Consider the following 23,617-nt stretch of genomic DNA (forward strand, 5'->3'; position numbering starts at 1 on the left):
TTGTTACCGCAGAAAATCAGATATCAGTTAATCAGCGAAAGGAATTCCCCTCGGGTTGACTGACTTTTTCTAAATGAGCCCAGCATCATCGAAGTTTTCATGCTGCTGTTCTGCTTTTCTACGCCGCGCATCATCATGCACATATGTTGTGCTTCAATAACAACACCAACGCCGTCAGCACCGGTCGCTTGCATGATTGCGTCGGCAATCTGCTTGGTCATGTTTTCTTGAATTTGCAGGCGACGGGCAAACATATCGACAATGCGTGCAATCTTCGACAGACCGATTACCTGTCCCTGGGGAATGTAGCCTACATGACACTTACCGATAAATGGCAGCATATGATGCTCGCACATTGAATACAGCTCGATATCCTTAACGATGACCATCTCGCTGTTCTCGGTTGGGAACATCGCGCCATTAATGACCTCTTCCAGGTTCTGATCATAGCCCCGAGTGAGAAACTTCATCGCTTTAGCAGCGCGCTTTGGAGTATCGACCAAACCTTCGCGGGTGATATCTTCACCCAGTTGTTCGATTATGCTGGCAAATTCTTTTTCCATTACAGTGCGTAATCCTGTCTTGGTCTGTCTGCGCCGTTGCCATACAACTCCTAAAACCATAGTTGCATGAGAGGGCTGTTAAAAAAGGAAGCTAACTTACGTGATTAGCTCTCATAGGTAAAGTCTGTGGCACTGTTTTCAGGCTTTATTTTGCTCGCTTGAGCAATACATAGAGCGCGCCGGTGCCACCATCTTTCGGTTGAGCGGAAGAGAACGCGATCACTTGCGACATCTGTTGTAGCCAGTCATTCACGTAGGACTTCATCAGTGCTTGCTGTCCTTCTACGCTATTTGACTTACCATGGATCACCATGACGCAACGTAACTGTCGAAGACTGCATTCGCGTATAAAGCTGCCCAGTTCGGTGCGGGCATCGTCTAAAGTATAGCCATGAAGATCTAGCCCTGCATCCCAGGGCAGATGTCCCTGCTTGAGTTTCTTCATCACTTTTAGCTGAACGCCCGGCGCTGCGTAGATGAGTTCATCTTCAGTTTCCACCAGATTGATGACTTCAGATGTGAGACCGTCGACAACCATCTCTTCATCCTGAACGGCAACCAGTCTTTTATAGCGGGTGGTTTCATCGTCAGCCAGCTTTAATTTTTTTGGTTGCCCCCGAAGATCGGCCCGATCATCGGAATGACGGGTAACTCCCTTCATGGCAGCAGAGAAATCAAATTCATTTTCATTAGGTAGATCGTTTTCAGACATAGCGTTCGCAGACAATATTAATTAACATACACGGCCTGTAATAAAGCAGGCATCAATCCAGTGAATTATCCATCCAGATATGACCATCAATCAAGCACAGACTCTTAAAGAGTTGCATACAATACGTGATTTTGTTCGTTTCAGCATGAGCCGTTTCTACGAACATGAACTTTATTTTGGTCACGGTACCGATAATCCCTGGGACGAAGCGGTTCAGTTAGTACTGGGCGCGCTGCATCTACCCTGGAATAGTAACCCGCAACTACTGGATTCCCGGCTTACGACGGAAGAGAAGTCCCGAGTATTGGATTTCCTCGAACAGCGAGTCATAAAGCGCCGTCCGTTGCCTTATATCATAGGCGAGTCCTGGTATGCGGGTATGCCTTTTTATGTGGATGAGCGGGTGTTGATTCCTCGCTCTCCCATTCAGGAACTAATCGAGCAGCACTTCAATCCCTGGTTACGGGAAGGGCCGGTTGAACGGATTCTGGACCTTTGTACTGGTAGTGGTTGTATCGGTATTGTTTGCGCCTATGCCTTTGAAGAGGCGGAAGTTGATCTGGCTGATATCTCAGCAGATGCGCTGGAGGTTGCTCGTCGGAATATCACCCGGCATGAACTGGATGAGCGGGTTACTGCGATCGAGAGTGATCTGTTCAGCAATTTGACCGGTCAACGATATGATCTGATTGTGAGTAATCCGCCGTATGTAGATAGAGCTGATCTGGCGGGCATGCCCCAGGAGTATCAGCATGAGCCTGATCTGGCGCTGGGGTCGGGTCCAGATGGTTTGGATATTACTAAGCAGATTCTGCGTCAGGCCGATCAGTTCCTTGCCGAAGATGGCTTGCTGGTCATCGAGGTGGGTAATAGCGAAGTCCATCTACAACAGCAGTATCCGAACATTCCTTTTACCTGGCTAGAGTTAGAGGCGGGCGGTAACGGCGTCTTCCTGCTGACTGCAGCAGAGGTTAAACAGTATTGCAGCTCTGTCTGAATGACTAGGGTATAATCGACTAAATTTTTGTTTTGAAATCGGGAACAGACGATGTCAGGAAACACATACGGTAAGCTTTTTACCGTCACCACCTTCGGCGAAAGCCACGGCCCGGCACTGGGTTGTATTATCGATGGCTGCCCTCCGGGCATAGAGCTGACAGAAGCTGATCTGCAAAGGGATCTTGATCGGCGTAAGCCGGGTACATCCCGTCATACTACGCAACGACGTGAGGCGGATGAGGTGAAGATCCTCTCCGGTGTTTTCGAAGGTAAAACCACCGGTACGCCTATTGGCTTGTTGATTGAAAATACCGATCAGCGTTCTAAAGATTACTCTAATATCGAAGAAACTTTCCGTCCGGCGCATGCTGACTACGTATACACCCATAAATACGGTTTCCGTGATTATCGTGGTGGTGGTCGTTCATCGGCTCGTGAGACGGCTATGCGGGTTGCTGCTGGCGCTGTCGCTAAGAAGTTTCTGGCACAGAAGGGTGTTGAAATACGCGGTTATCTGTCTCAGTTAGGGCCGATCAAAATTGATGCTTTTGACTGGGATCAGGTCGAGCAAAACCCGTTTTTCTGCCCAGATGTGGCCAAAGTTGCTGAGATGGAAACTTACATGGATGCCCTGCGCAAAGAGGGTAACTCTGTTGGGGCTAAGATCTCTGTATCAGCTAGCGGCATTCCTGTGGGCTTAGGAGAACCGATCTTTGATCGTCTGGATGCAGACCTGGCGCATGCACTGATGAGCATCAATGCGGTAAAAGGCGTTGAGATAGGTGATGGTTTTGCCTGTGTTGAGCAGAAAGGGACTGAGCATCGCGATGAGATGACCCCAGAAGGTTTCCTGTCGAACCATGCGGGCGGTATTTTGGGTGGTATTTCTACCGGTCAGGAGATTACTGCGCATATTGCTTTGAAACCGACCTCCAGTTTACGTCTGCCGGGGCGCAGTATTAACAGCCGCGGTGAAGCGATTGAAGTGGTCACCCAGGGGCGTCATGACCCTTGCGTTGGTATTCGCGCAACACCGATTGCTGAAGCGATGATGGCAATCGTATTGATGGATCATTTTCTCAGGCATCGTGCGCAAAACGCTGATGTCACTTGTGAAACCCCGATCCTAAAAGGTTAAAATCCTTTTGACATAATTTGGTAGTGCCTGTTCGCAGAGCAGGCGTTATCTATTTTATGATCTTTCATTTGAACCTCTAATATTAACTACGGCGTAATTCCCGCCTTTAGTTGTGGTGTGTATAGCTATGACAGTCTATAAAGAAACCCTTTACGATGGCTACGGCCAGGCCTTTGATGTTGAAGAAGTACTGTTTGAACAGCAGACGGATTTATGGCATCTGATTATTTTTCGTAACCCTAAGTTCGGTACCGTCATGGCCCTGGATGGGATCATCCAGACAACAGAGAAAGATGAGTTTATCTATCATGAGATGTTGACTCATGTACCTCTGCTGGCACACGGAAATGCGAAGAAGGTACTGATTATTGGGGGCGGTGACGGTGGAATGCTGCGGGAAGTGCTGAAGCACCCATCCGTTGAGAGTGCCACCCAGGTAGAGATCGATCAGGCTGTTATCGACATGTGTGTTGAGCATCTGCCAAATCATTCTCAGGGCGCTTACGATAATCCCCGTGCGAAGATCGTTATCGGTGATGGTATCGACTATGTTTGCCAGACCGATGAAAAATACGACGTCATTATTTCTGACTGTACCGACCCTGTGGGTCCGGGCGAAGTGCTATTCAGCAGTCGATTCTATGAGGGCTGCAAGCGCTGCCTGAATGACGGTGGTATCTTTGTTGCACAGAACGGTGTGGTCTATATGCAGCCGGAAGAAGTGGTGACGACTCGCCAGCGTTTGAGCCCATACTTCTCAGACCAGACTTTTTATACGGCGGCAGTGCCAACCTATATCGGCGGGGCGATGACCTTTGCCTGGGCCTGTGATGATCAGGGCATTCGTCAGCAAAGTGTAGAGCTAATCGCCGAGCGTTTTAAAGCCAGTGGCATTAAAACCCGTTACTACAATCCAGCTATTCACGTTGGCAGTTTCGCACTGCCGCAGTATATTCTCGAAGAATTAGGCGACGCTTGATATCTTAAAGAGATATCTGCGCGTGAGACTGTTGCGCTTGACTGAAAATCCACCCGTTGAATAAACCGGTGGATTTTTACATCTTATAGCTACTAATCTGTTTTGAATGGATCGCTAAAGTAAACAACGGGAAATCTTAACTGATAGCTGATGAAACTGAATACCTATACACGGCTCTCGGGCTTCTATTTCTTTTACTTCTCCCTGCTAGGTGCGCTAGTACCGTACTGGAGTCTGTATCTGAAATCCTTTGATTTTGATGCGCAGACTATCGGTGGGTTGATGGCTATCCTCATGGCCTCTCGGATTGTTGCACCCAACATTTGGGGCTGGCTGGCAGACCGAACCGGGCAAAGGATACGTATTGTTCGCTATGGTTCATTTTTCACCTGTCTGATTTTTGTGTTTATTTTCTGGCAGGAGAGTGCGCTGGGAATCGCGCTGGTGATGCTGGGCTTCAGTTTCTTCTGGAATGCAGTGTTGCCCCAGTTTGAAGTGTTAACCCTGATTCATCTGGGTGAAAGGAGCGAGCTCTATAGCCGTATCCGTCTCTGGGGGTCTATTGGCTTTATCATTACGGTGTTGGCCATAGGTTGGTTGCTGGATATGATCGATATTCGCTGGCTGCCCTGGTTGATGCTCGGGCTGATGCTGCTGATCTGGATCGCATCACTCTTTGTTGCAGGTAAGGCTGTCACATCTAACAGCGCCGAAAGTGGCTTTATGAAGCAATTGCTGCGCCCCCAGGTCATTGCGTTTTTTGTGATCTGTCTGCTGATTCAGTTCAGTCATGGGCCATACTACACCTTCTACTCAGTCCTGATGGACAGCCTGGGTTATAGCCGTGCAGAGATCGGCATGCTCTGGGCTATCGGCGTTATTGCTGAAGTTATAGTGTTTATCTATATGCATCGGCTGATCGGGCGGTTTGGTCTGCGTCGGTTGATGATCGGCAGTCTCATGCTCTGTGTGCTGCGCTGGTTGCTGATCGGCCTGGTGCCTGAAAACCAACCGCTGATGTTATTTGCGCAAAGCCTGCATGCGGTGAGTTTTGGTGCGTTACACGCGATAGGCATCGCCCTGGTTCATCATTATTTTTCGCCAGCTAACCATGGTCAGGGGCAGGCGATGTTCAGTAGTTTTGGTTTTGGCATTGGTGGTGCTCTGGGTGCATTGTGCAGCGGTTTTCTCTGGGAGTCGCTGGGTGCAGCTGCAACATTTATGCTTGCCGCAGCGGCTGTGTCTATAGCCGTTTTGTGCGCAACTATTTGGATAAAACCAGAAAATTGTGCAATTACGAATCGGTAAATTTGTTTTGCACCGCAGTTGGTATAGTATTAGAGATAGAGTGATTAAGTTGTTGAATCACGATGGTGCAGTATTAATGTACGCGTAACCATGAGATCAACTGATCTGATCGTTGAGAGGTGCACATGAATTTCAAAATAGATGTTGAAATGACACCGGAAGAGCTCCGCAAAGTATTAGGGCTGCCCGATGTTGAGTCGTTCCAAACAGAAATGATGAGTAAGATTCAGGAGCGGATGGACGCCGGTGCGGATGGGTATGATCCACTTACCTTGTTCCAGCCTTATATGTCTACGGGTCTGGGTTCGATGGATACGCTACAGAAGATGCTGACCAACATGATGTCGGCCTACACCAACAGCAGTAAAAGCACTGACAAAAAATAAATCTGTCACCTGATCTTTTCGCAAACAGCTTAAGACAGAAACAGAATTGCAGAGAGAGATAATTTTGAGAATTCTCAGAAAATACACCAATCGCCGCTTATACGACACCTCACGTAGCTGCTATATAACTCTCGAAGATGTAAAGGAGCTAGTACTGAGTCAGGAGAACTTTCAGGTTCAAGACTCAAAAACCGGTGCCGATCTGACCCGTAACATCCTGCTTCAAATCATCAGTGAGCAGGAAGCGCTGGGCCACGGTACGCTACTGACTAATCAGGTATTGCAGCAACTGATCCGTTTCTACGGTGACAGCATGCAGGGAATGATGAGCCAGTATCTGGAACAGAGCATCGCTACCTTTATCGATCAGCAGGAACGTATTCGCGAGCAGATGCAAAACATGATCGGCGCGAGCAACCCGCTGAATATGATGAACAAAATTGCCGATCAGAATATGGCAATGTGGAACATCTTCACCCCACCGGGAGGTGAAAAAGGCTCAGAGAATCCAGCCAGCAATGATGCTGAGCCGCCAAAAGAAGATAAGTAGTTTTTACGGCTTAACGAAGCCCGCTTCCGGTTATTAATAACCTGAGCGGGCTTTTTTGTATCCGGCGTAAAAAAAGCTTTGGTTATAACTAGGCGCGGCCGTTACGTTGTCACTGCGGTCACCCAATAGACGTCCACCGAAATACAAAGAGGCAGTATGCGCATGATTAGAATCATTATCGCGAGTGTAATTCTTGGGTTTGCTGGTCACAGTGTTGCTGTCGGAACACAAGCGTAGAAAGATGAGCTGCGAGATGTTGCTGTATGCAATCTCATAATGACAGAGAGATTTCAGCATCTCTACAATACACAGCAAGATACCGCAGAAGTGATTGAGCAAGACGAATGGTTTGAAGCTAGAGCAATTGTGCTTGTACAAGAGATGCTGGATTTAAGTGAAACCAAGGCGTATATGAATTATAAATTGGGTATCAGGCGGCACTACAAAGAACAGCTGGAAAATAACGAGATGGGTAACACCCGCATGGAAATGGAAATCGGCGGTTGTGAGGATATGATGAAGACTGGTAAATAGCAGCGTTGACCGCCATAACAGACAAATGTTTGGGCTGGGGGTCGCTGACGCTCAGTATTATAAATCCATAAGATCAGAGCGATCGATTGATTTCCGCTCTTCCTAGCAAGTCGCGAAGCGACGTCTAACCACTAGCAGGCGCGCAGCGCCGTTCTAGGTAATAAAAAAGCCCGCATTCGCGAGCTTCTATCATTCTATGTACAAAGTTCCAGACTAGGGTTTACTTCCCCTTCATATCCGGCATATTCCGGCCATAGAAGATTTCGTTCATCTCTTTGTAGAGGCGCTCGTTAATCTGTTCGATTTCACGTCCGGTGAGGTCGGCGGTAGTGGTGCCGAACAGGTAGGTGTTGAGATCAACATCATTGAGCATCATCTTGGTGTGGAAGATGTTTTCCTGATAGACGTTTACATCGACCATCTGGTACTGCTCTCGGATATCCTGACTGATGAAGTTCTGGATCGAATTGATGTCGTGGTCGATGTAATGTTTCACGCCGTTTACATCACGGGTAAAGCCGCGCACCCGGTAATCCATGGTGACGATATCAGAGTCCAGTTTGTGGATTAGATAGTTCAGCGCTTTTAGTGGTGAGATAATGCCACAGGTAGAAACCTCGATATCCGCACGGAAGGTACAGATACCATCATCCGGGTGTGCTTCCGGGTAGGTGTGTACGCAGATATGGCTCTTGTCCAGATGAGCGACTACCGAGTCTGGCAGGGGGCCTGGCTTCTCGGTAGTGTCGACATTTTCTGAGTCTTTAAGAGGCTCTTCAGCGACCAGAATGGTGACGCTGGCTCCCTGGGGCTCATAGTCCTGGCGGGCCACGTTCAAAACGGTGGCGCCAATGATCTCGCAGGCTTCTGTCAGGATCTCTGTCAGACGGTCTGCGTTGTACTGCTCATCAATATACTCGATGTATTCGGCTTTTTGCTCAGCGGTCTGGGCATAGCAAACATCGTAAATACAGAAGCTCAGGCTTTTCGTCAGGTTGTTAAAGCCCTGCAGTTTGATTTTTCCGTTGGATGGCAACGTTGTAAACTCCGGTTAAAAAAACAAACGTTTTTTGTGAACGGTAATAAGATTGGGCGGATTTTAGATGAGAAACCCGACGGAAAAAAGGGAAATTTTCAGATAATTATGAATTCAATAGGGCTTTTTTAATCCCTAGTCATGCCCTTTAAGCCATTCGGCGATAGCGGGTGCCACTTCCGTCTGTGATTTACCCGAAACGAACACGCCGATATGACCGGAAGCGACCTCATACTCGGTGTAATCACCGCTAGTGGTGAGTCCCTTAAGGGCTCGGGATGCGGCAGGGGGAACCAGGTGATCTGAACTGCCAAAGACATTGAGCAGAGGCTGAGTAATGTTCTTCAAATCGACCGGTTGGTCGGCGACGGTTACTGACTCGTTAAGAAAGCCGTTCTCTTTAAAGAAAGTGGTCAGAAACTGGCGGAACATCTCGCCGGCTTGGTCGGGACTGTCGTATATCCACTTCTCCATGCGCAGAAAGTTAAGTGCTGAGGCCTGGGTTTTAAGCTGCCGTGGAATATTGAGATTTTTTTGCAGGCCAAGGCGCATCGGCATTAACGAACTATAGGCATCGTTGAGCATGGCACCGGGGATATTGCCGTAGGTCTCTACGGCAAGATCTACGTCGATCTGCTGGGTGAGATGGCTGAGCATGTTGTCCGGGGTCTTAAAATCAACCGGGGTGACCATCGTGATCAGGTTTTTAACCTTATCTGGGTTTAGCGCAGTATAGCAGAGGCTCAGAGTACCACCCTGACAGATGCCCAGCAGATTGAGCTGTTCCTGGCCAGAATCTTGTAATACTTGTTCGACACAGTTATTGATATAACCGTTGATATAGTCATCCATATCCAGATAGCGATCGGCGGCATCAGGGTAGCCCCAGTCGATCAGATAGATATCGATGCCGAGCTCTAATAGGCGTTTAACAAAGGAGCGTTCCTGGTCCAGATCTACCATGTAGGGGCGATTGACCAGCGCATAACAGATCAGCAAAGGGGTTTTACAACGTTTACGGCCCGGCGTTTTCTCGCTTTTGTAATGAAATAGTTGCAACTTGTCTTCGGTATAGAGGATCTCTTTAGGCGTCTGCCCGACATCGATCTCATCGAGAGATTTCAGGGTACTAAAGCTTTGCAGCAACTGTTCACTGAACTGGCTCAGTTCTTCGGTGATCTTTTCTGGGCTGAATTTAAATCCACTCATTGAGACTTCCCTCTGCTGCTTTTCTTGCCAGAAACCATCTGAGACTTCAGCTCGGTGAGCATGCTGCGCAGTTCGTCGATCTCCTGCTGCTGCTTTCTCACCTGTTTGCGCATCTTATGTTGCTGGCGTATAGCGCTATCAAGTTCTTCCCGGGTGACCAGTCCGAGCTCTTTAAGTTTTTTGTCCCGGCTATTGAACGCCAGTTTACGCACCTGATTTAGGCTGTTGCTAATGCGCCCGTGGCTGTTCTGGTATTGATCGGTAAAGACAGTATCCCGATAAGCTTTTTCGTAGCATTCAACCCAGAGGTTTTGCAGGCCTTTAATGCTGTCTATTTCGGTGTTTTGTTGTTGCAGCAGTTGCTTGAGGTCATCACCGGTCTGACTGAATATATGATCATACTGTTGCAGGTAGTCACCCAGGGCATCCTGATAATCGATACAGGCTTGTGCCAGCGATCTCATCTGAGCCGGACTATAGGATCCGCTGCCTATCTCGGGTGATTTTGCCAGCTGTTCCAGTATGTCTCGCATGGGTGCAGATTTCAGTGATTCAGCCGTCAGAGCCGAGTTCTTTAGCAGCGAGGCTAAGGGCTCAGGCATATTCCACTGGCGGCTGAGCAAGTCGTTACACTGAGTTTTCATGTAGCCTTGGAACTGGTCAACTAAGGCTTCGGTATTCAGTGGCGGGTTCTCTGATCCTGAAGTTTCAGAGTCAGCGCTACCTGTATGCAGCTTTACCGACTGAAGGAGTGATTCAGTAAACTGGCTAAATTGATCGGTTTGCGATTTCACCAGATCGATCAGGTTAGCTTGCTGGTCAGAGAAGTCAGTCATGTCGGGGGCTTGGATGCTTTTCAAAAAGCTTTGCCATGGATCTCCCGCCGCAGGGTTATTTGCCTGGATCGTCTCCTGCCATTGCTGTAACTGTTCTTGTAGCCAGTTCGCTGCAGTTGAGTCGGCGGTCGAGTCTGTTCCTGTGTCAGAGCTATCAGTCATCATCCATTTCCAAGCTAAGTATCTGTAAACATAGTAAAGAACTGGGTCGGGTTTATGAACCCTTTTCTGCCGCTTGATCCAAAAGGTGTATAAAGCGTCGTGCAGCATTACTCAGGGTGCGCTCTTTATGAGCAATATAACCTAGCTCGCGGGTAACCGGTGGCGCGTCTACATTAAGTACACTCAGGCTGGCGTCGGTCATGGTTTCGGGTAACAGAGACCAACCCAGGCCAATCCCAACCATCATTTTAATGGTATCCAGGTAGTTAGTGGACATGGCGATATCCGGATGAAGTTTCTGTTCTGAAAAAGGTTGTTCTGCAATAAGTCGGGTAAAGGTTGCCGTGCCGGGGAGGATGGCGGGATAGCAGGTTAGTTGTTCCAGGGTAACCTGTTTCAATTTTGCCAGTGGATGATCGGGGGCAACGACGTAGTGGAGTTTGTCCTGCCAGATTGCCTGGGAAAGGATGTTTGGGTCGGGATTAGGCGAGAGTGTAATCAGCGCAATCTCCAGCTTTCCTCGTAAAACATTGTCATAGGCTATTTCAGATTCATCAAACCGCAAATCCAGCTTAACCTGTGGGCATTCCCGGGTGTACTGGCGCAATACTGGCGGCAGGCGATGCAGACTTATATGGTGACTGGCCGCAACAGAAAGTGTGCCGCTGACTTCGCCGCTAAGATTACTCAGGGAACGTCGGGCATCTTCCAGTTCTAATAAGATCTTTCGCGCCCGGGGCAGGAGTTCCTGGCCAGGCTCAGTCAGGCTTACCGTCCTGCCAATCCGATCAAACAGTCGACTCTCCAGTTGTTGCTCAAGTATCGATATTCGCTTACTCATGGCTGACTGAGTAAGAAATAGTTGCTCGGCGGCGCGGGAGAATGAGCCGGTTTCTGCCACGGCAACGAACGCCTGTAATGAACCCGTATCCATAATGTCTTTCCTGTGATGTTGGAAATAGTTTATGGATTCCAGTTTGGAATGCAAACTATAAAAATTATGAATTTGTTTTCTGGGTGTTGCTGCACTAGGATTGCAGCATAGAAAAGGCTGTGAGCAGAGCAGCCGGTTAAAAAGATGTAGTGAGGAAAGACCATGGCTGGACAAACGTTATACGACAAACTTTTTGAGTCGCATTTGGTGCGGACGAATGAAGACGGTAGTTCTCTGATCTATATCGATCGGCAGGTGCTACATGAAGTGACGTCACCGCAGGCGTTTGAAGGGCTGCGTCTGGCAGGTCGTAAGCCGTGGCGTGTTGATGCCAATATCGCAACACCGGATCATAACGTACCGACGACTGAGCGTTCCGGTGGTGTTGATGAGATCGTCGATCCGGTTTCTAAAATTCAGGTGAAAACGCTGGATGAAAACTGCGACGAATTTGGCATTCTCGAATTTAAGATGAATGATCATCGTCAGGGTATCGTTCACGTTATGGCGCCGGAGCAGGGCGCTATTCTGCCGGGTAGCACAGCTGTTTGCGGTGATTCGCATACCGCGACTCTGGGTGCTCTGGGCGCATTAGCCCACGGTGTGGGTACCTCTGAAGTAGAGCATGTACTGGCAACCCAGTGTCTGATCACTAAGCAGATGCGCAATATGTTAGTCCGGGTTGATGGTGAGCTTGGTCTTGGCGTGACGCCTAAAGATGTTGTGCTGCATGTTATCGGCGTGATCGGTACAGCGGGTGGCACAGGCTATGCGATCGAATTTGGCGGTGATGTATTCCGCGCCATGTCGATGGAAGGCCGGATGACAGTGTGTAATATGGCGATTGAAGCCGGTGCGCGGGTGGGTCTGGTGTCTGTTGATCAGATCACTATCGACTACTTTGAAGGTCGCCCATTCTCACCGAAAGGTGAGCATTGGGATGCCGCTGTTGCTGAATGGAGTGGTCTGGTTTCCGATACTGATGCTGAGTTTGATGCGGTTGTTGAGATCAATGCAGCAGATGTCGAGCCACAGGTTACCTGGGGGACTTCACCGGAGATGGTTGTGGGTATTTCCGGCCAGGTTCCGAATCCAGATGCTGAGAAAGATAAGGTTAAGGTAGACGGCATCAACCGTGCCTTGAAATATATGGGTCTTCAGGCTGATCAGAAAATTACAGATATTCAGTTAGATCGTGTCTTTATAGGTTCTTGTACTAACTCCCGTATTGAAGATTTGCGTGATGCGGCCAAGGTCGTTGAAGGGCGCAAAGTCGCTGAAAATATTATTCAGGCGCTGGTAGTGCCGGGTTCTGGTCTGGTTAAGGCGCAGGCAGAAAAGGAAGGTTTGGATAAGATCTTCGTTGCGGCGGGGCTTGAGTGGCGCGAGCCAGGTTGCTCTATGTGTTTGGCGATGAATCCGGATAAGTTGGGTAATGGTGAACATTGTGCTTCTACCTCTAACCGTAACTTTGAAGGTCGTCAGGGCTTTGGCGGGCGTACCCATTTGGTAAGCCCAGCGATGGCAGCCGCTGCTGCGGTTACTGGCCACTTTATCGATGTACGTGAATTGATTAAATAAGGTAGCGGAGAGCGACATGAATAAGTTTACATTGCACACAGGTATCGCCGCTCCTATGGATCGGGCCAATATCGATACCGATATGATTATCCCTAAACAGTTTCTGAAATCGATTAAGCGTTCTGGTTTTGGTAAGAACCTGTTTGATGAGCTGCGCTACCTGGACGAAGGTCAGCCGGATCAGAGCTGCGAAGGCCGCCCGCTAAATGAAGAGTTTGTTCTGAACCAGGCTCGTTATCAGGGGGCTAGTGTTTTGCTGGCCCGGGAGAACTTTGGCTGTGGTTCTAGCCGTGAGCACGCCCCATGGGCACTGGATGATTATGGTTTCCGCTCGGTTATCGCGCCAAGTTTTGCTGAGATCTTCTACAATAACTGCTTCAAGAACGGTTTACTGCCGATTGTTTTGCACGACGATAAAATTGATCAGCTGTTCAATGAAGCGGCTGCAACCGAAGGGTATCAGTTGACGATTGATTTGGACCGCCAGCTGGTGGTTACACCATCCGGTGAAGAGATGTCGTTCAGCATCGATGATTTTCGTAAGCACTGTCTGCTGAACGGTTTGGATGATATCGGCCTGACGCTGCAGCATGGCGATGATATTCGTGCTTACGAAGAGAAACGTCGTCAACAAGCGCCATGGTTGTTTGGCGCAATTAAGTAATCTAATAATGAAATTCCGGCTGCAGAATTATTTCTGCAGTTCAGTTTAAGGAAACAAAGTGATGTCTAAGAATGTACTGATTTTACCCGGTGACGGCATTGGTCCTGAAATCGTTGCCCAGGCCCGTCGTGTGTTGGAGCTGGTAAATGAGCAAGATAATTTGGGTTTAGAGCTGACTGAAGCGTTGGTGGGTGGTGCGGCGATCGATGCGGATGGCGTGCCTCTGCCACAGGCGACTCTGGATGCGGCCAATGCAGCCGATGCTATCTTACTCGGTGCGGTGGGTGGGCCTCAATGGGATACCAATCCCGATTTCCAGATCCGTCCGGAAAAAGGTCTGCTGGGCATTCGTTCTAATCTAGGGTTGTTTGGCAACCTGCGTCCGGCAATTCTATACCCGCAACTGGCTCACGCTTCTACTTTGAAGCCAGAGATAGTGTCCGGTCTGGATATTCTGATTGTGCGTGAACTAACCGGCGGTATCTATTTCGGTCAGCCACGCGGTGTACGCGTGAAAGAGGGTGGTGTCCGAGAGGGTTACAACACCTATGTTTACGATGAAAACGAGATTCGTCGTATCGGCCGTGTTGCGTTTGAAGCGGCACGCGCACGTGATAAGCGTCTTTGTTCTGTCGATAAAGCCAATGTGCTAGAAGTAACTGTGTTGTGGCGCGAGATTATGGAAGAGCTGTCTAAAGAATATCCTGATGTTGAGCTGAGCCATATGTACGTGGATAACGCGGCGATGCAGCTGGTACGTGCACCTAAGCAGTTTGATGTGATGGTTACCGGTAATATGTTTGGCGATATTCTTTCTGATGCTGCGGCGATGCTGACCGGATCTATCGGTATGCTTCCGTCTGCCTCATTGGATGTGAACGGTAAGGGTATGTACGAACCTTGCCATGGTTCAGCGCCTGATATTGCGGGTCAGAATCTGGCAAATCCACTGGCGACTATTATGTCTGCCGGCATGATGTTGCGTTACTCGCTTAATGAAGCGGCGACTGCCGATCGTATTGAGGCTGCGGTTAGCGCGGTTCTTGATAAGAACCTGCGAACCGGTGATATCTGGTCTGAAGGTATGCAGAAGGTTTCAACATCTGAAATGGGTGATGCGGTAATTGCCGCGTTACAGGCATAAAAACGGTTTTTAGGTCATTAACGGGCTATAAATCGTCCTAAATCAGATAGTCTATGTGACTAAATTGTTGCATAATTGAATGGCTTCGGAGAGTCCGAAGCCATGACAAGCTGCTGCAGGCATATGTGGCGGCTTTGTTGTTTAAATTATTCCTAGTTTTTGGTGGAACAGATGAAGCGTGTAGGTTTTGTAGGTTGGCGCGGAATGGTTGGTTCCGTGCTGATGCAGCGCATGATGGAAGAACGTGACTTCGACTATATCGATGAGCCGGTCTTTTTTACAACGTCCCAGGTAGGTCAGGCAGGTCCGGATATCGGTAAAGATATTCCTGCACTGAAAGATGCAACATCCATTGATGAACTGAAACAGATGGATGCCATTATTTCCTGCCAGGGCGGCGACTACACGAAACAGGTCTACGGTGCGCTGCGTGAAGCTGGCTGGAATGGTTACTGGATCGATGCTGCTTCCTCTCTGCGTATGGCAGACGATGCGATTATCGTGCTTGATCCGGTGAATATGAATGTCATCAAAGATGGCCTGGCTAACGGCGTAAAAACCTATGTTGGCGGTAACTGTACCGTTTCTCTGATGTTGATGGGGCTGGGCGGTCTGTTTAATTCCGGGCAGATTGAGTGGATGACCTCAATGACTTATCAGGCAGCGTCGGGTGGCGGTGCACGTCATATGCGTGAGCTGATCTCTCAGATGGGTGTGATTAAAGACTCAGTCGCTGCTGACCTTGCTAATCCGGCCAGCGCTATCCTTGATATTGATCGTCAGGTTGCACAGACCATTCGTTCGGGGGCAATGCCAACGGACAACTTTGGTGTGCCTCTGGCGGGATCACTGATTCCCTGGATTGATACCAAGCTGGATAACGGTCAGAGTCGGGAAGAGTGGAAGGCCTATGCTGAAACCAACAAGATTCTGGGCTTGAACGATAGCCCGATTCCTATTGATGGTACTTGCGTGCGCATCGGCGCCATGCGCTGCCACAGTCAGGCTTTTACTATCAAGCTGAAACAGAACCTGCCGATGGATGAAATTGAGTCCATGATCGCTGAAGCGAACGACTGGGTAAAAGTGATTCCTAATGACCGTGATATTACAGCGAGTGAGCTGACTCCGGCTAAAATCACCGGCACTCTGAATGTTCCTGTTGGTCGCCTGCGAAAGATGAATATTGGCGATGAATACCTGAATGCTTTCAGTGTAGGAGATCAGTTGCTTTGGGGGGCGGCTGAGCCATTACGCCGGATGTTACGGATCTTATTGGAAGACTGATTTATTTCGATTCAAAGATAACCGGCTGATATAGCCGGTTTTTTTTGTTTTGGGTGGGGTGATTCAGGTCAATTAATCCCTTATAAATGTTTTTAACAAGAAGTTGGTAAAGACAGTCCCCAACTTAGGTAGTGCAAATATTGATCTGCTTTGATTTTATTTTACTGACTTGTTATAAGGGTAGCTAAGTCTTAACTTATTGAATAATAAGGTGAATAGTGTTTTTTTAGGCTTGAGCTGGTGGATTTCTATGTTATCGGCGGGCCTAAATTCTATTTTTAATTCTTAAGTTTGGCGGTTTCAGGTCGATCTGAGTTGTTGATTAAACAGCAGTTTTAATGAATACTTTGGCCAATAATACTGGATACGTAACTTTCTGAATATTGACGCTTTTTATCAAATTCAGAACCGGGGAATTAAGGAAGCAAAAATATGCTGCGCAAATTAGCCCTAAGTTTGGCAATTGCAGGTGCACTAGGAACATCCAATGCATATGCGCTGGGTCTCGGTGAAATCAAAATAACATCAGCACTGAATGAACCTCTTCAAGCAGAGATTCAGCTTCTTCAGATGCGTGAAGTTGACCCACAACAGATTCAACCCAGCATGGCGAATATCGATGATTTTGCTCTGGCTGGAATAGAGAAATTACGTTTCCTCTCTGATGTGAAATTTGAGGTTAAGCCTGGTTCTTCCGGGCGCGGAACCATCCTAATGACTTCGTCAGCGGTGGTGAAAGAGCCTTTCTTGAACTTCCTTGTCGAAGTTAACTGGCCGAGTGGTCGGTTAGTGCGCGAATATACGGTTCTGCTTGATCCTCCTGTCTATGATCCTACGCCAGCCCCGGTTGCTGTTCAGCCAGCTCGGTCTGCTGCGACTCCGGCGTCTGCGCCAGTGGCTGCTAAGCCGATGGCTCCGCAAAAGCCGGCTAACAATATTCGTACCCGAATGACTGACGGGCAGGTATATGTAGATGTAAACGATACCCTGTGGGATCTTGCTAAGCGTCATAAGCCCAACGGTGCTATCACCGAAGCTCAGATGATGTTGGCGCTGCAGCGAAAGAATCCTGAAGCGTTTAGTAATAACAATGTTAATCAGCTGAAGGCTGGAGTTGTTCTTGATCTTCCTTCAGAAGACGAAATTAAGGCCCTGAGTCAGAAGCAAGCCAATGAAGAGTTTTGGCGTCAGACTCAGATGTGGAAGCAGGGAGTAGTGAATCCAGCTGCGCCTAAGCAGATGGATACAACAGCTACTGAAGATGACAAAAAGGCGGTAGCTGGAAAAAAGGGTGAAGAGGTTGCAGCCAAAACGGCCGAGGGGCAACTTAAGATAGTCTCTCCCGACACTACAGCTGAAACAGGTACTGTTTCGGATCAGGCGGCCCAAATTGATACCAGTACTGCTGACGCAGTGCTGCTTGAAAAGAATAAACAACTGGAAACGGAACTTGCTTCGGCACTGGAAACTGTTGACCAGATTAAACGTGAAAATGAAGAGCTTTCTGGCAGGGTTGATGCCCTGGCTCAGCAGATGGAAAGTCTGCATCGTCTGGTGGAACTTAAAGATCAGCAGTTGGTTGATCTTCAGGCTGAGCTGGATGCTGCAAAACAGCAGTCTGCAGCGGTTCCTGCCGCGCCAGTATCTGAGCCTAAGCCAAAAGGCTTGCTAGAGCGGTTCGGTCTTTATATTGGTGCTGCAGGCGGTGCGTTAGTTGCTTTCTTGCTGGCGTTGCTTCTGTTACGTCGTGGCAAGAAAGAAGAGTCCCAGGCTGAGCCTGTTCCTGAAGCTCTTCCCATTGTTGATGAGCAGCCTGAAGAGCCGGAAGAATCCGTCGTTGTCGCGGCTGAGCCTGAAGAAATTGAAGAAGAGAGCGATCTTGACGATCTGGATCTCGATCTCGATATGGACCTGGATAAGGTTGATGAGATCGATGAGCAGATTGTCGATGAAGATGAGTTCGATCTTGGGTTTGATGATGCGATTGATGATGCGCCGGCTGAGCCGTTTGCTGAAGAAGTCGAAGAAGTCGAAGAAGCCGAAGATGTTGATGATGCACTGGATTCCATTCTCGGTGAAGATACAGAATCTCTGGACCTGGATGACCTTGATACCGACCCACTTGCCGATAGCTTAGCGGATCTTGAAGAAGAGCCTGAGCTTGATAGTCTTGAGGATCTGTTGGCTGGGGTTGAAGACAGTGATGATGCTGTGGATGACATTGAATTCAATGTCGCTCCGGCTGAGCCTGAAGTTGAAGAGCTGGTTGAAGATGTTGACGGCCTGTCTGAGGATGAGCTGGATCTTGACTTCGATCTTGATATGGCTGATACAGATACAGCTCTTTCTGATGATTCAGAAGATGAGCAGGCTCTGGGAGATATGCTGGCTGAAGATGAGTCTGAGATCGATGATCTTGATGCGCTTCTGGCCGGTACTGATGAAGTAGATGAGGCGCCTTCTGAGCAGTCTGTAGAAGAGTCTGATGATGACTTTGCTGATCTTGAGGAGCTTCTGGGTCAGGAATCTGACGTCTCTGATGATGATATTGACGGCGATCTTTCTGAATTGCTTGCTGGAATCGAAGAATCGGACGTGGAAGAAGTCGCTGTTTCTGAAGCACCTTCCGATGTTGATCTTGATCCTGAACTTGCAGCGCTGCTAAATGAAGCGGTCGATGATGAGATTGTTCTGGATGAAGAGGAACTATCTGCACCTGAATCTGATTCGTCTGTTGCTGATGACTTGGACGCCGAGCTCGATTCTGAGTTGGAAATGTTGTTGAGTGATGCGGGCAGTGATGATTTGAGCCTGGATGCAACTGATGATGCTGAAGATGATTCTTTAGAGGGCTTGAACCTGCTTGAAGGTGCCGATGAAGTTGAGACAAAGCTTGATCTGGCGCGTGCCTATATCGATATGGAAGATTTTGATGGCGCTAAAGATATCCTTCAGGAGATTCTTAAAGAGGGTAGTGATGCCCAGAAGTCAGAAGCTAGTAGCCTGCTAGGTCCAATTAACAGTTGAGATAATACGTAATATGCAACGGGATAAAACCCAGTTAGACAATCAGCAAGAGGCGACTTCGGTCGCCTCTTCTTATTCAGGGGCCGGCCAATCTGAGGCGGCTGATTCAGGGCTTAGTCGATATGCTCTTTGTGTTGAGTACGCTGGAGCCGCCTATCGTGGATGGCAGACGCAGAAAGAGAAAGATGTTCCATCTGTTCAGGAAACAGTAGAGAAGGCGCTGTCTAAGATAGCAAATCAGCCGGTTAAAGTTATTTGTGCAGGGCGTACCGACGCTTGTGTCAGTGGTACCTATCAGATAATACATTTCGATACCTCTGCAGAGCGTCCCGACCGGGCCTGGGTGATGGGAACAAATACCCAGCTTCCAGATGATATCTGTATTCGATGGGCAAAGCGTGTGGATGATAGTTTCCATGCACGCTTTTCCGCTATGGAGAGGCGTTATCGCTATCTGATATATACTTCGCCGGTAAAGCCTGCACTACTCAGTAAAGGTGTTACCTGGACCCATAAAGAGCTGGATCTGTCGCGGATGCAAGAGGCAGCAAGTTATCTGATTGGCAAGCATGATTTCACCTCCTATCGGGCGATTGCTTGTCAGGCTAATAGTCCGGTTCGTGAAGTGAAAGCGATGGATCTCTATAGTGCAGGTGATCTGATAGTGATCGATGTCCGAGCTAACGCATTTTTGCATCACATGATCCGTAATTTTGCCGGTGTGTTGATGGCAATCGGGGCCGGTGAGGCGGAGCCGCTTTGGGCTCAGCAGGTGCTTGAAGCTAGGGATCGTTCTCAAGGCGGTGTAACTGCACCACCTTACGGCCTTTATTTTGTCGATGTGAAATATCCAGAACAGTATGATTTGCCTAAATCAGAACTGGGGCCTTATTTCCTGACGCAAAACGGTTAACCTCAAGCCCTGCTATCTGTTACTATTACTCTCTTTTAAAGTAGTCTGATCCAAGTGTTGAGAACTCGCGTAAAAATCTGTGGAATTACCCGACTGGAGGATGCGTTGGCGGCAATAGATGCTGGCGCGGATGCTCTGGGTTTTGTGTTTTATCCGCCGAGCCCCCGGTCTGTTGAGCCTGCTGTTGTTGAAGCAATCATTAAGCAACTGCCGCCATTCATTACTACAGTGGCCTTGTTTGTAAATGAATCACCAGAGCAGGTAAGAGCGGTTCTCGATCAGACCGGAATAGATTTGTTGCAGTTTCATGGTGACGAGTCGCCGGAGTATTGTAACCAGTTTGAAAGACCCTATTTTAAAGCCCTGCGCATGTCTCCGGATATCGATGTAGTGGTTGAAACTGAACGCTTTGCCACAGCCAGAGCTGTGCTGCTGGATGCTTATCGAGCTGGAGTGCCAGGCGGTACCGGTGAGGCGTTCGATTGGGATCGTATCCCAACTGATCTGAATAAGCCGCTGATTCTCGCAGGTGGATTGGATCAGAGTAATGTGAATCAGGCGATTGGTCAGGTTAAGCCCTATGCTGTTGATGTCAGTGGTGGGGTAGAAGCGGCCAAAGGTCTGAAAGATTGTTCAAAAATAATATCATTTATGAATGAGGTATCTCGTGCCAACTAAAGAAGATCTCGCGATCGCAAAGCAAATGCCCGATGCCGGCGGCCATTTTGGTCAGTTCGGGGGACGTTATGTGTCTGAAACATTGATGGCTGCTCTCCAGCAGCTGGAACAGACCTACGAAATGCTTTGGCGAGATCCACAGTTTCAGGCCGAGTTTGACTACGATCTTGCCCACTATGTAGGCAGACCGTCTCCGCTCTATCATGCGGAACGTCTTTCCCGGGAGCTGGGCGGTGCTCAGATCTACCTGAAACGTGAAGACCTGAACCATACGGGTGCACACAAAGTAAACAACACTATTGGCCAGGCGCTGTTGGCTAAGTTCACCGGCAAGCCTCGGGTTAGCGCAGAGACAGGGGCAGGTCAGCACGGTGTTGCGACCGCAACTGTTGCCGCCCGACTGGGTCTTGAATGTACGGTGTATATGGGTGAAGAGGATATTCGTCGTCAGGCACTCAACGTTTATCGGATGAGGTTACTGGGCGCTGAAGTGGTTTCCGTTACTTCGGGTACTCGTACATTGAAAGATGCGATGAACGAAGCGATGCGTGACTGGGTTACCAATGTTGATAATACCTTTTACATCATTGGCACCGCTGCAGGTCCTCACCCGTACCCCAAATTAGTGCGTGATTTCCAGTCCATTATTGGTCGTGAAGCCCGTCAACAGTGTTTGGCTCAGACAGGCAAGCTACCGGATGCATTGGTCGCCTGTGTGGGTGGTGGTTCTAACGCTATTGGGTTGTTTCATCCATTCATCGAAGACGCAGATGTGCGGATGATAGGGGTGGAAGCGGGTGGTTATGGTATTGAAACCGGACAGCATGCAGCGCCGTTGAGTTCCGGTTGTGCTCCGGGTGTCCTGCACGGTAATCGTACCTGTCTGATGTCAGATGACGGTGGCCAGATTATTGGTACACACTCTGTGTCAGCAGGTCTGGATTATCCGGGAGTAGGGCCTGAGCATTCCTATCTGCAGGATATAGGTAGGGCTGAATATACCGCGATAAACGATGATGAAGCATTGCATGCATTCCGTCACCTGACACTAACGGAAGGTATTATGCCGGCACTGGAATCCAGTCATGCAGTGGCTGAAGCGATGAAAATGGCGCCAACAATGGACAAAGATCAGATTATTCTGGTTAACCTGTCAGGCCGTGGCGACAAAGATATTCATACTGTTGCTGAAATCGATGGCATTAACTTTTAGCCCTGACTGAGTGAAGATTAAGATGAGTCGTATTACTGAGTGTTTTAATAATCTGAAAAGCCAGGGCCGTAAAGCGTTGATTCCGTTTGTGACAGCGGGTGACCCTGATCCTAAAGTAACGGTGCCATTGATGCATGCGCTGGTTGAATCTGGTGCTGATATTCTGGAATTGGGTATCCCGTTCTCTGATCCGATGGCAGATGGTCCTGTTATCCAATTGGCCTGCGAGCGTGCCCTGTTGCATGGTACTCGTCTTACCGATGTACTGGATATGGTCGCTGAATTTCGTCAGACCGACCAGACCACCCCTGTTGTATTGATGGGTTACCTTAACCCTATTGAGGTAATGGGTTACTCGGTGTTTGCCGAGAAAGCCAAAGCAGCGGGTCTGGATGGTGTTTTAACGGTTGATCTGCCTCCAGAAGAAGCTGGGGTGTTTAATCAGCTGATGAAGGCTGCTGATATCGACGTGATCTATTTGCTGTCACCGACAACAGAGGTGGAGCGGGTTAAATTGATCTGCGCCGCTGGCAGCGGTTACGTCTACTATGTATCAGTCAAAGGGGTTACAGGTTCCGCATCGCTGAATGTTCCAGAGGTGGCAGAAAAGCTTCAAATGATTCGCCAACATACTGATATGCCAGTAGGTGTCGGGTTTGGTATTCGTGATGATGCGTCTGCTCGAGCTGTTTCAGAAATCGCTGACGGAGTCATTGTGGGCAGCGTATTGGTTAATAAAATTGCCGAGCTTGCCGGCGATCAAGATAAGATCCCTGATGCAGTTGCAGCGATAACTGCTAGTATGCGTCAGGCAATGGATAAATAAGGCTGCCGTAGGCAGAAGCTGGAGTAATAATGAGTAACTGGCTGGATAAAATTGTTCCCTCTTTGGTGCGTTCTGAAAAGAAGCGTACCAATATTCCAGAAGGTCTTTGGAAAAAGTGCCCGAAGTGCGAATCTGTACTGTATCGCCCGGAACTGGAAAAAAATCTTAATGTCTGTCCTAAGTGTGACCATCACATGCGCCTAACGGCAAGGACTCGCTTGAATGCGTTTCTGGATGAAGGCACATTACGTGAGATCGGTGCCGAAATTGAGCCGGTTGATCATTTGAAGTTCCGTGACACCAAGAAGTATAAAGATCGCTTAGTCGCCGCACAAAAAGCGACCGGTGAGAAAGATGCTCTGATCGCCATGCGTGGTGAGGTTAATGGACTGCCGATCGTTGCAGTTGCCTATGAGTTTAAATTTATGGGTGGTTCTATGGGTGCTGTTGTCGGCGAGCGTTTTGTACGCGCTGCCAATATTGCGCTAGAAGAGGGGATCCCAATGATCTGCTTTTCTGCCAGTGGTGGTGCGCGGATGCAGGAAGCGTTATTCTCGCTGATGCAGATGGCTAAAACCAGTGCTGCACTTGAGAAGCTGAAGAAGGCAGGTGTTCCTTATATCTCTGTTCTGACCGATCCTGTGTACGGTGGTGTTTCGGCTTCACTGGCTATGCTGGGTGATCTCAATATAGGTGAGCCTGGTGCTCTGGTTGGTTTTGCAGGCCCTCGTGTTATTGAGCAGACGGTTCGTGAAAAATTACCGGAAGGGTTCCAGCGTAGTGAGTTTCTGCTTGAGCATGGTCAGATAGATATGATCATCAGTCGTGGTGAGTTGCGTGAGCGACTTTCCTCGATGTTGCGCATGATGCAGGGGCTTCCTGCAGTTTCGGCACCGGCTTCTGATTCGGTCTGATATTAACCCTTAAAGAAGGCCGCT

The 23,617-nt window shown here is 48.7% G+C and carries 23 protein-coding genes; 17 read left to right on the forward strand and 6 right to left on the reverse strand.

Annotation, left to right across the window (positions count from 1 at the left end; all coding sequences use genetic code 11):
- Positions 1-23: 23 nt before the first annotated feature.
- Both folE and QZZ54_RS14545 read right to left on the reverse strand, forming a co-directional pair.
- On the reverse strand, positions 24-563 hold the full coding sequence (folE, locus tag QZZ54_RS14540) for a GTP cyclohydrolase I FolE (protein WP_290703440.1): 540 nt from the start codon (positions 561-563) through the stop codon (positions 24-26).
- Positions 564-708: 145 nt separating this feature from the next.
- Entirely contained in the window at positions 709-1,275 is a 567-nt protein-coding gene (locus QZZ54_RS14545; RefSeq protein WP_290703441.1) for a Smr/MutS family protein, read from the reverse strand.
- 79 nt (positions 1,276-1,354) lie between these two features.
- Between QZZ54_RS14545 and prmB the strand changes: the two genes are divergently transcribed.
- From prmB to QZZ54_RS14580, 7 genes are all read left to right on the forward strand, one after another.
- Complete coding sequence (gene prmB, locus QZZ54_RS14550) at positions 1,355-2,272, forward strand: 50S ribosomal protein L3 N(5)-glutamine methyltransferase (RefSeq protein ID WP_290703443.1); 918 nt, start codon at positions 1,355-1,357, stop codon at positions 2,270-2,272.
- Between the two features lie 51 nt (positions 2,273-2,323).
- Positions 2,324-3,412, forward strand: coding sequence for a chorismate synthase (aroC, locus tag QZZ54_RS14555; RefSeq protein WP_290703445.1), 1,089 nt, complete (start codon positions 2,324-2,326; stop codon positions 3,410-3,412).
- A 127-nt stretch (positions 3,413-3,539) separates the two neighbouring features.
- Positions 3,540-4,391: a polyamine aminopropyltransferase gene (gene speE / locus QZZ54_RS14560; RefSeq protein WP_290703447.1), complete on the forward strand. Its 852-nt coding sequence runs from the start codon at positions 3,540-3,542 to the stop codon at positions 4,389-4,391.
- A 150-nt stretch (positions 4,392-4,541) separates the two neighbouring features.
- A complete protein-coding gene (locus QZZ54_RS14565; RefSeq protein WP_290703449.1) occupies positions 4,542-5,699 on the forward strand; it encodes an MFS transporter in 1,158 nt (385 codons plus the stop codon).
- Between the two features lie 125 nt (positions 5,700-5,824).
- Entirely contained in the window at positions 5,825-6,085 is a 261-nt protein-coding gene (locus QZZ54_RS14570) for a DUF6489 family protein (protein ID WP_290703451.1), read from the forward strand.
- A 64-nt stretch (positions 6,086-6,149) separates the two neighbouring features.
- A complete protein-coding gene (phaR, locus tag QZZ54_RS14575; protein ID WP_290703453.1) occupies positions 6,150-6,635 on the forward strand; it encodes a polyhydroxyalkanoate synthesis repressor PhaR in 486 nt (161 codons plus the stop codon).
- A gap of 276 nt (positions 6,636-6,911) precedes the next feature.
- Complete coding sequence (locus QZZ54_RS14580; protein WP_290703455.1) at positions 6,912-7,169, forward strand: hypothetical protein; 258 nt, start codon at positions 6,912-6,914, stop codon at positions 7,167-7,169.
- 220 nt (positions 7,170-7,389) lie between these two features.
- Here QZZ54_RS14580 and speD read toward each other — a convergent pair whose 3' ends face one another.
- The 4 genes from speD to QZZ54_RS14600 form a co-directional block, all read right to left on the reverse strand.
- Positions 7,390-8,205: an adenosylmethionine decarboxylase gene (gene speD, locus QZZ54_RS14585; protein ID WP_290703457.1), complete on the reverse strand. Its 816-nt coding sequence runs from the start codon at positions 8,203-8,205 to the stop codon at positions 7,390-7,392.
- Between the two features lie 135 nt (positions 8,206-8,340).
- Positions 8,341-9,414, reverse strand: coding sequence for a class III poly(R)-hydroxyalkanoic acid synthase subunit PhaC (phaC, locus tag QZZ54_RS14590; protein ID WP_290703459.1), 1,074 nt, complete (start codon positions 9,412-9,414; stop codon positions 8,341-8,343).
- Positions 9,411-10,415 (reverse strand): poly(R)-hydroxyalkanoic acid synthase subunit PhaE, encoded by a 1,005-nt coding sequence (locus tag QZZ54_RS14595; RefSeq protein WP_290703461.1) that lies wholly within the window; start codon positions 10,413-10,415, stop codon positions 9,411-9,413. Before QZZ54_RS14595 ends, phaC begins: the two co-directional genes overlap by 4 nt.
- 49 nt (positions 10,416-10,464) lie before the next feature.
- Complete coding sequence (locus QZZ54_RS14600) at positions 10,465-11,346, reverse strand: LysR family transcriptional regulator (RefSeq protein WP_290703463.1); 882 nt, start codon at positions 11,344-11,346, stop codon at positions 10,465-10,467.
- 162 nt (positions 11,347-11,508) lie between these two features.
- Between QZZ54_RS14600 and leuC the strand changes: the two genes are divergently transcribed.
- From leuC to accD, 10 genes are all read left to right on the forward strand, one after another.
- Positions 11,509-12,927, forward strand: coding sequence for a 3-isopropylmalate dehydratase large subunit (gene leuC, locus QZZ54_RS14605; RefSeq protein ID WP_290703465.1), 1,419 nt, complete (start codon positions 11,509-11,511; stop codon positions 12,925-12,927).
- Positions 12,928-12,943: 16 nt separating this feature from the next.
- Positions 12,944-13,591: a 3-isopropylmalate dehydratase small subunit gene (gene leuD, locus QZZ54_RS14610; protein ID WP_290703467.1), complete on the forward strand. Its 648-nt coding sequence runs from the start codon at positions 12,944-12,946 to the stop codon at positions 13,589-13,591.
- A gap of 61 nt (positions 13,592-13,652) precedes the next feature.
- Positions 13,653-14,735: a 3-isopropylmalate dehydrogenase gene (leuB, locus tag QZZ54_RS14615; protein ID WP_290703469.1), complete on the forward strand. Its 1,083-nt coding sequence runs from the start codon at positions 13,653-13,655 to the stop codon at positions 14,733-14,735.
- A 171-nt stretch (positions 14,736-14,906) separates the two neighbouring features.
- The gene (gene asd, locus QZZ54_RS14620) at positions 14,907-16,022 is read left to right on the forward strand and encodes an aspartate-semialdehyde dehydrogenase (protein ID WP_290703471.1); all 1,116 of its coding nucleotides are present in this window, start codon (positions 14,907-14,909) and stop codon (positions 16,020-16,022) included.
- 432 nt (positions 16,023-16,454) lie between these two features.
- Positions 16,455-19,049 carry a FimV/HubP family polar landmark protein gene (locus QZZ54_RS14625; RefSeq protein ID WP_290703474.1) on the forward strand — a complete coding sequence of 865 codons (2,595 nt, stop codon included), beginning with the start codon at positions 16,455-16,457 and terminating at the stop codon, positions 19,047-19,049.
- A gap of 13 nt (positions 19,050-19,062) precedes the next feature.
- On the forward strand, positions 19,063-19,962 hold the full coding sequence (gene truA / locus QZZ54_RS14630; protein WP_290703476.1) for a tRNA pseudouridine(38-40) synthase TruA: 900 nt from the start codon (positions 19,063-19,065) through the stop codon (positions 19,960-19,962).
- Between the two features lie 57 nt (positions 19,963-20,019).
- Entirely contained in the window at positions 20,020-20,640 is a 621-nt protein-coding gene (locus QZZ54_RS14635) for a phosphoribosylanthranilate isomerase (RefSeq protein ID WP_290703524.1), read from the forward strand.
- Positions 20,618-21,853: a tryptophan synthase subunit beta gene (trpB, locus tag QZZ54_RS14640; protein WP_290703478.1), complete on the forward strand. Its 1,236-nt coding sequence runs from the start codon at positions 20,618-20,620 to the stop codon at positions 21,851-21,853. Before QZZ54_RS14635 ends, trpB begins: the two co-directional genes overlap by 23 nt.
- A gap of 22 nt (positions 21,854-21,875) precedes the next feature.
- Positions 21,876-22,679: a tryptophan synthase subunit alpha gene (gene trpA, locus QZZ54_RS14645; protein WP_290703480.1), complete on the forward strand. Its 804-nt coding sequence runs from the start codon at positions 21,876-21,878 to the stop codon at positions 22,677-22,679.
- Positions 22,680-22,708: 29 nt separating this feature from the next.
- The gene (gene accD, locus QZZ54_RS14650; RefSeq protein ID WP_290703482.1) at positions 22,709-23,593 is read left to right on the forward strand and encodes an acetyl-CoA carboxylase, carboxyltransferase subunit beta; all 885 of its coding nucleotides are present in this window, start codon (positions 22,709-22,711) and stop codon (positions 23,591-23,593) included.
- Positions 23,594-23,617 lie beyond the last annotated feature (24 nt).

This window comes from Amphritea sp. (genome assembly GCF_016744155.1).
GTDB lineage: Bacteria > Pseudomonadota > Gammaproteobacteria > Pseudomonadales > Balneatricaceae > Amphritea.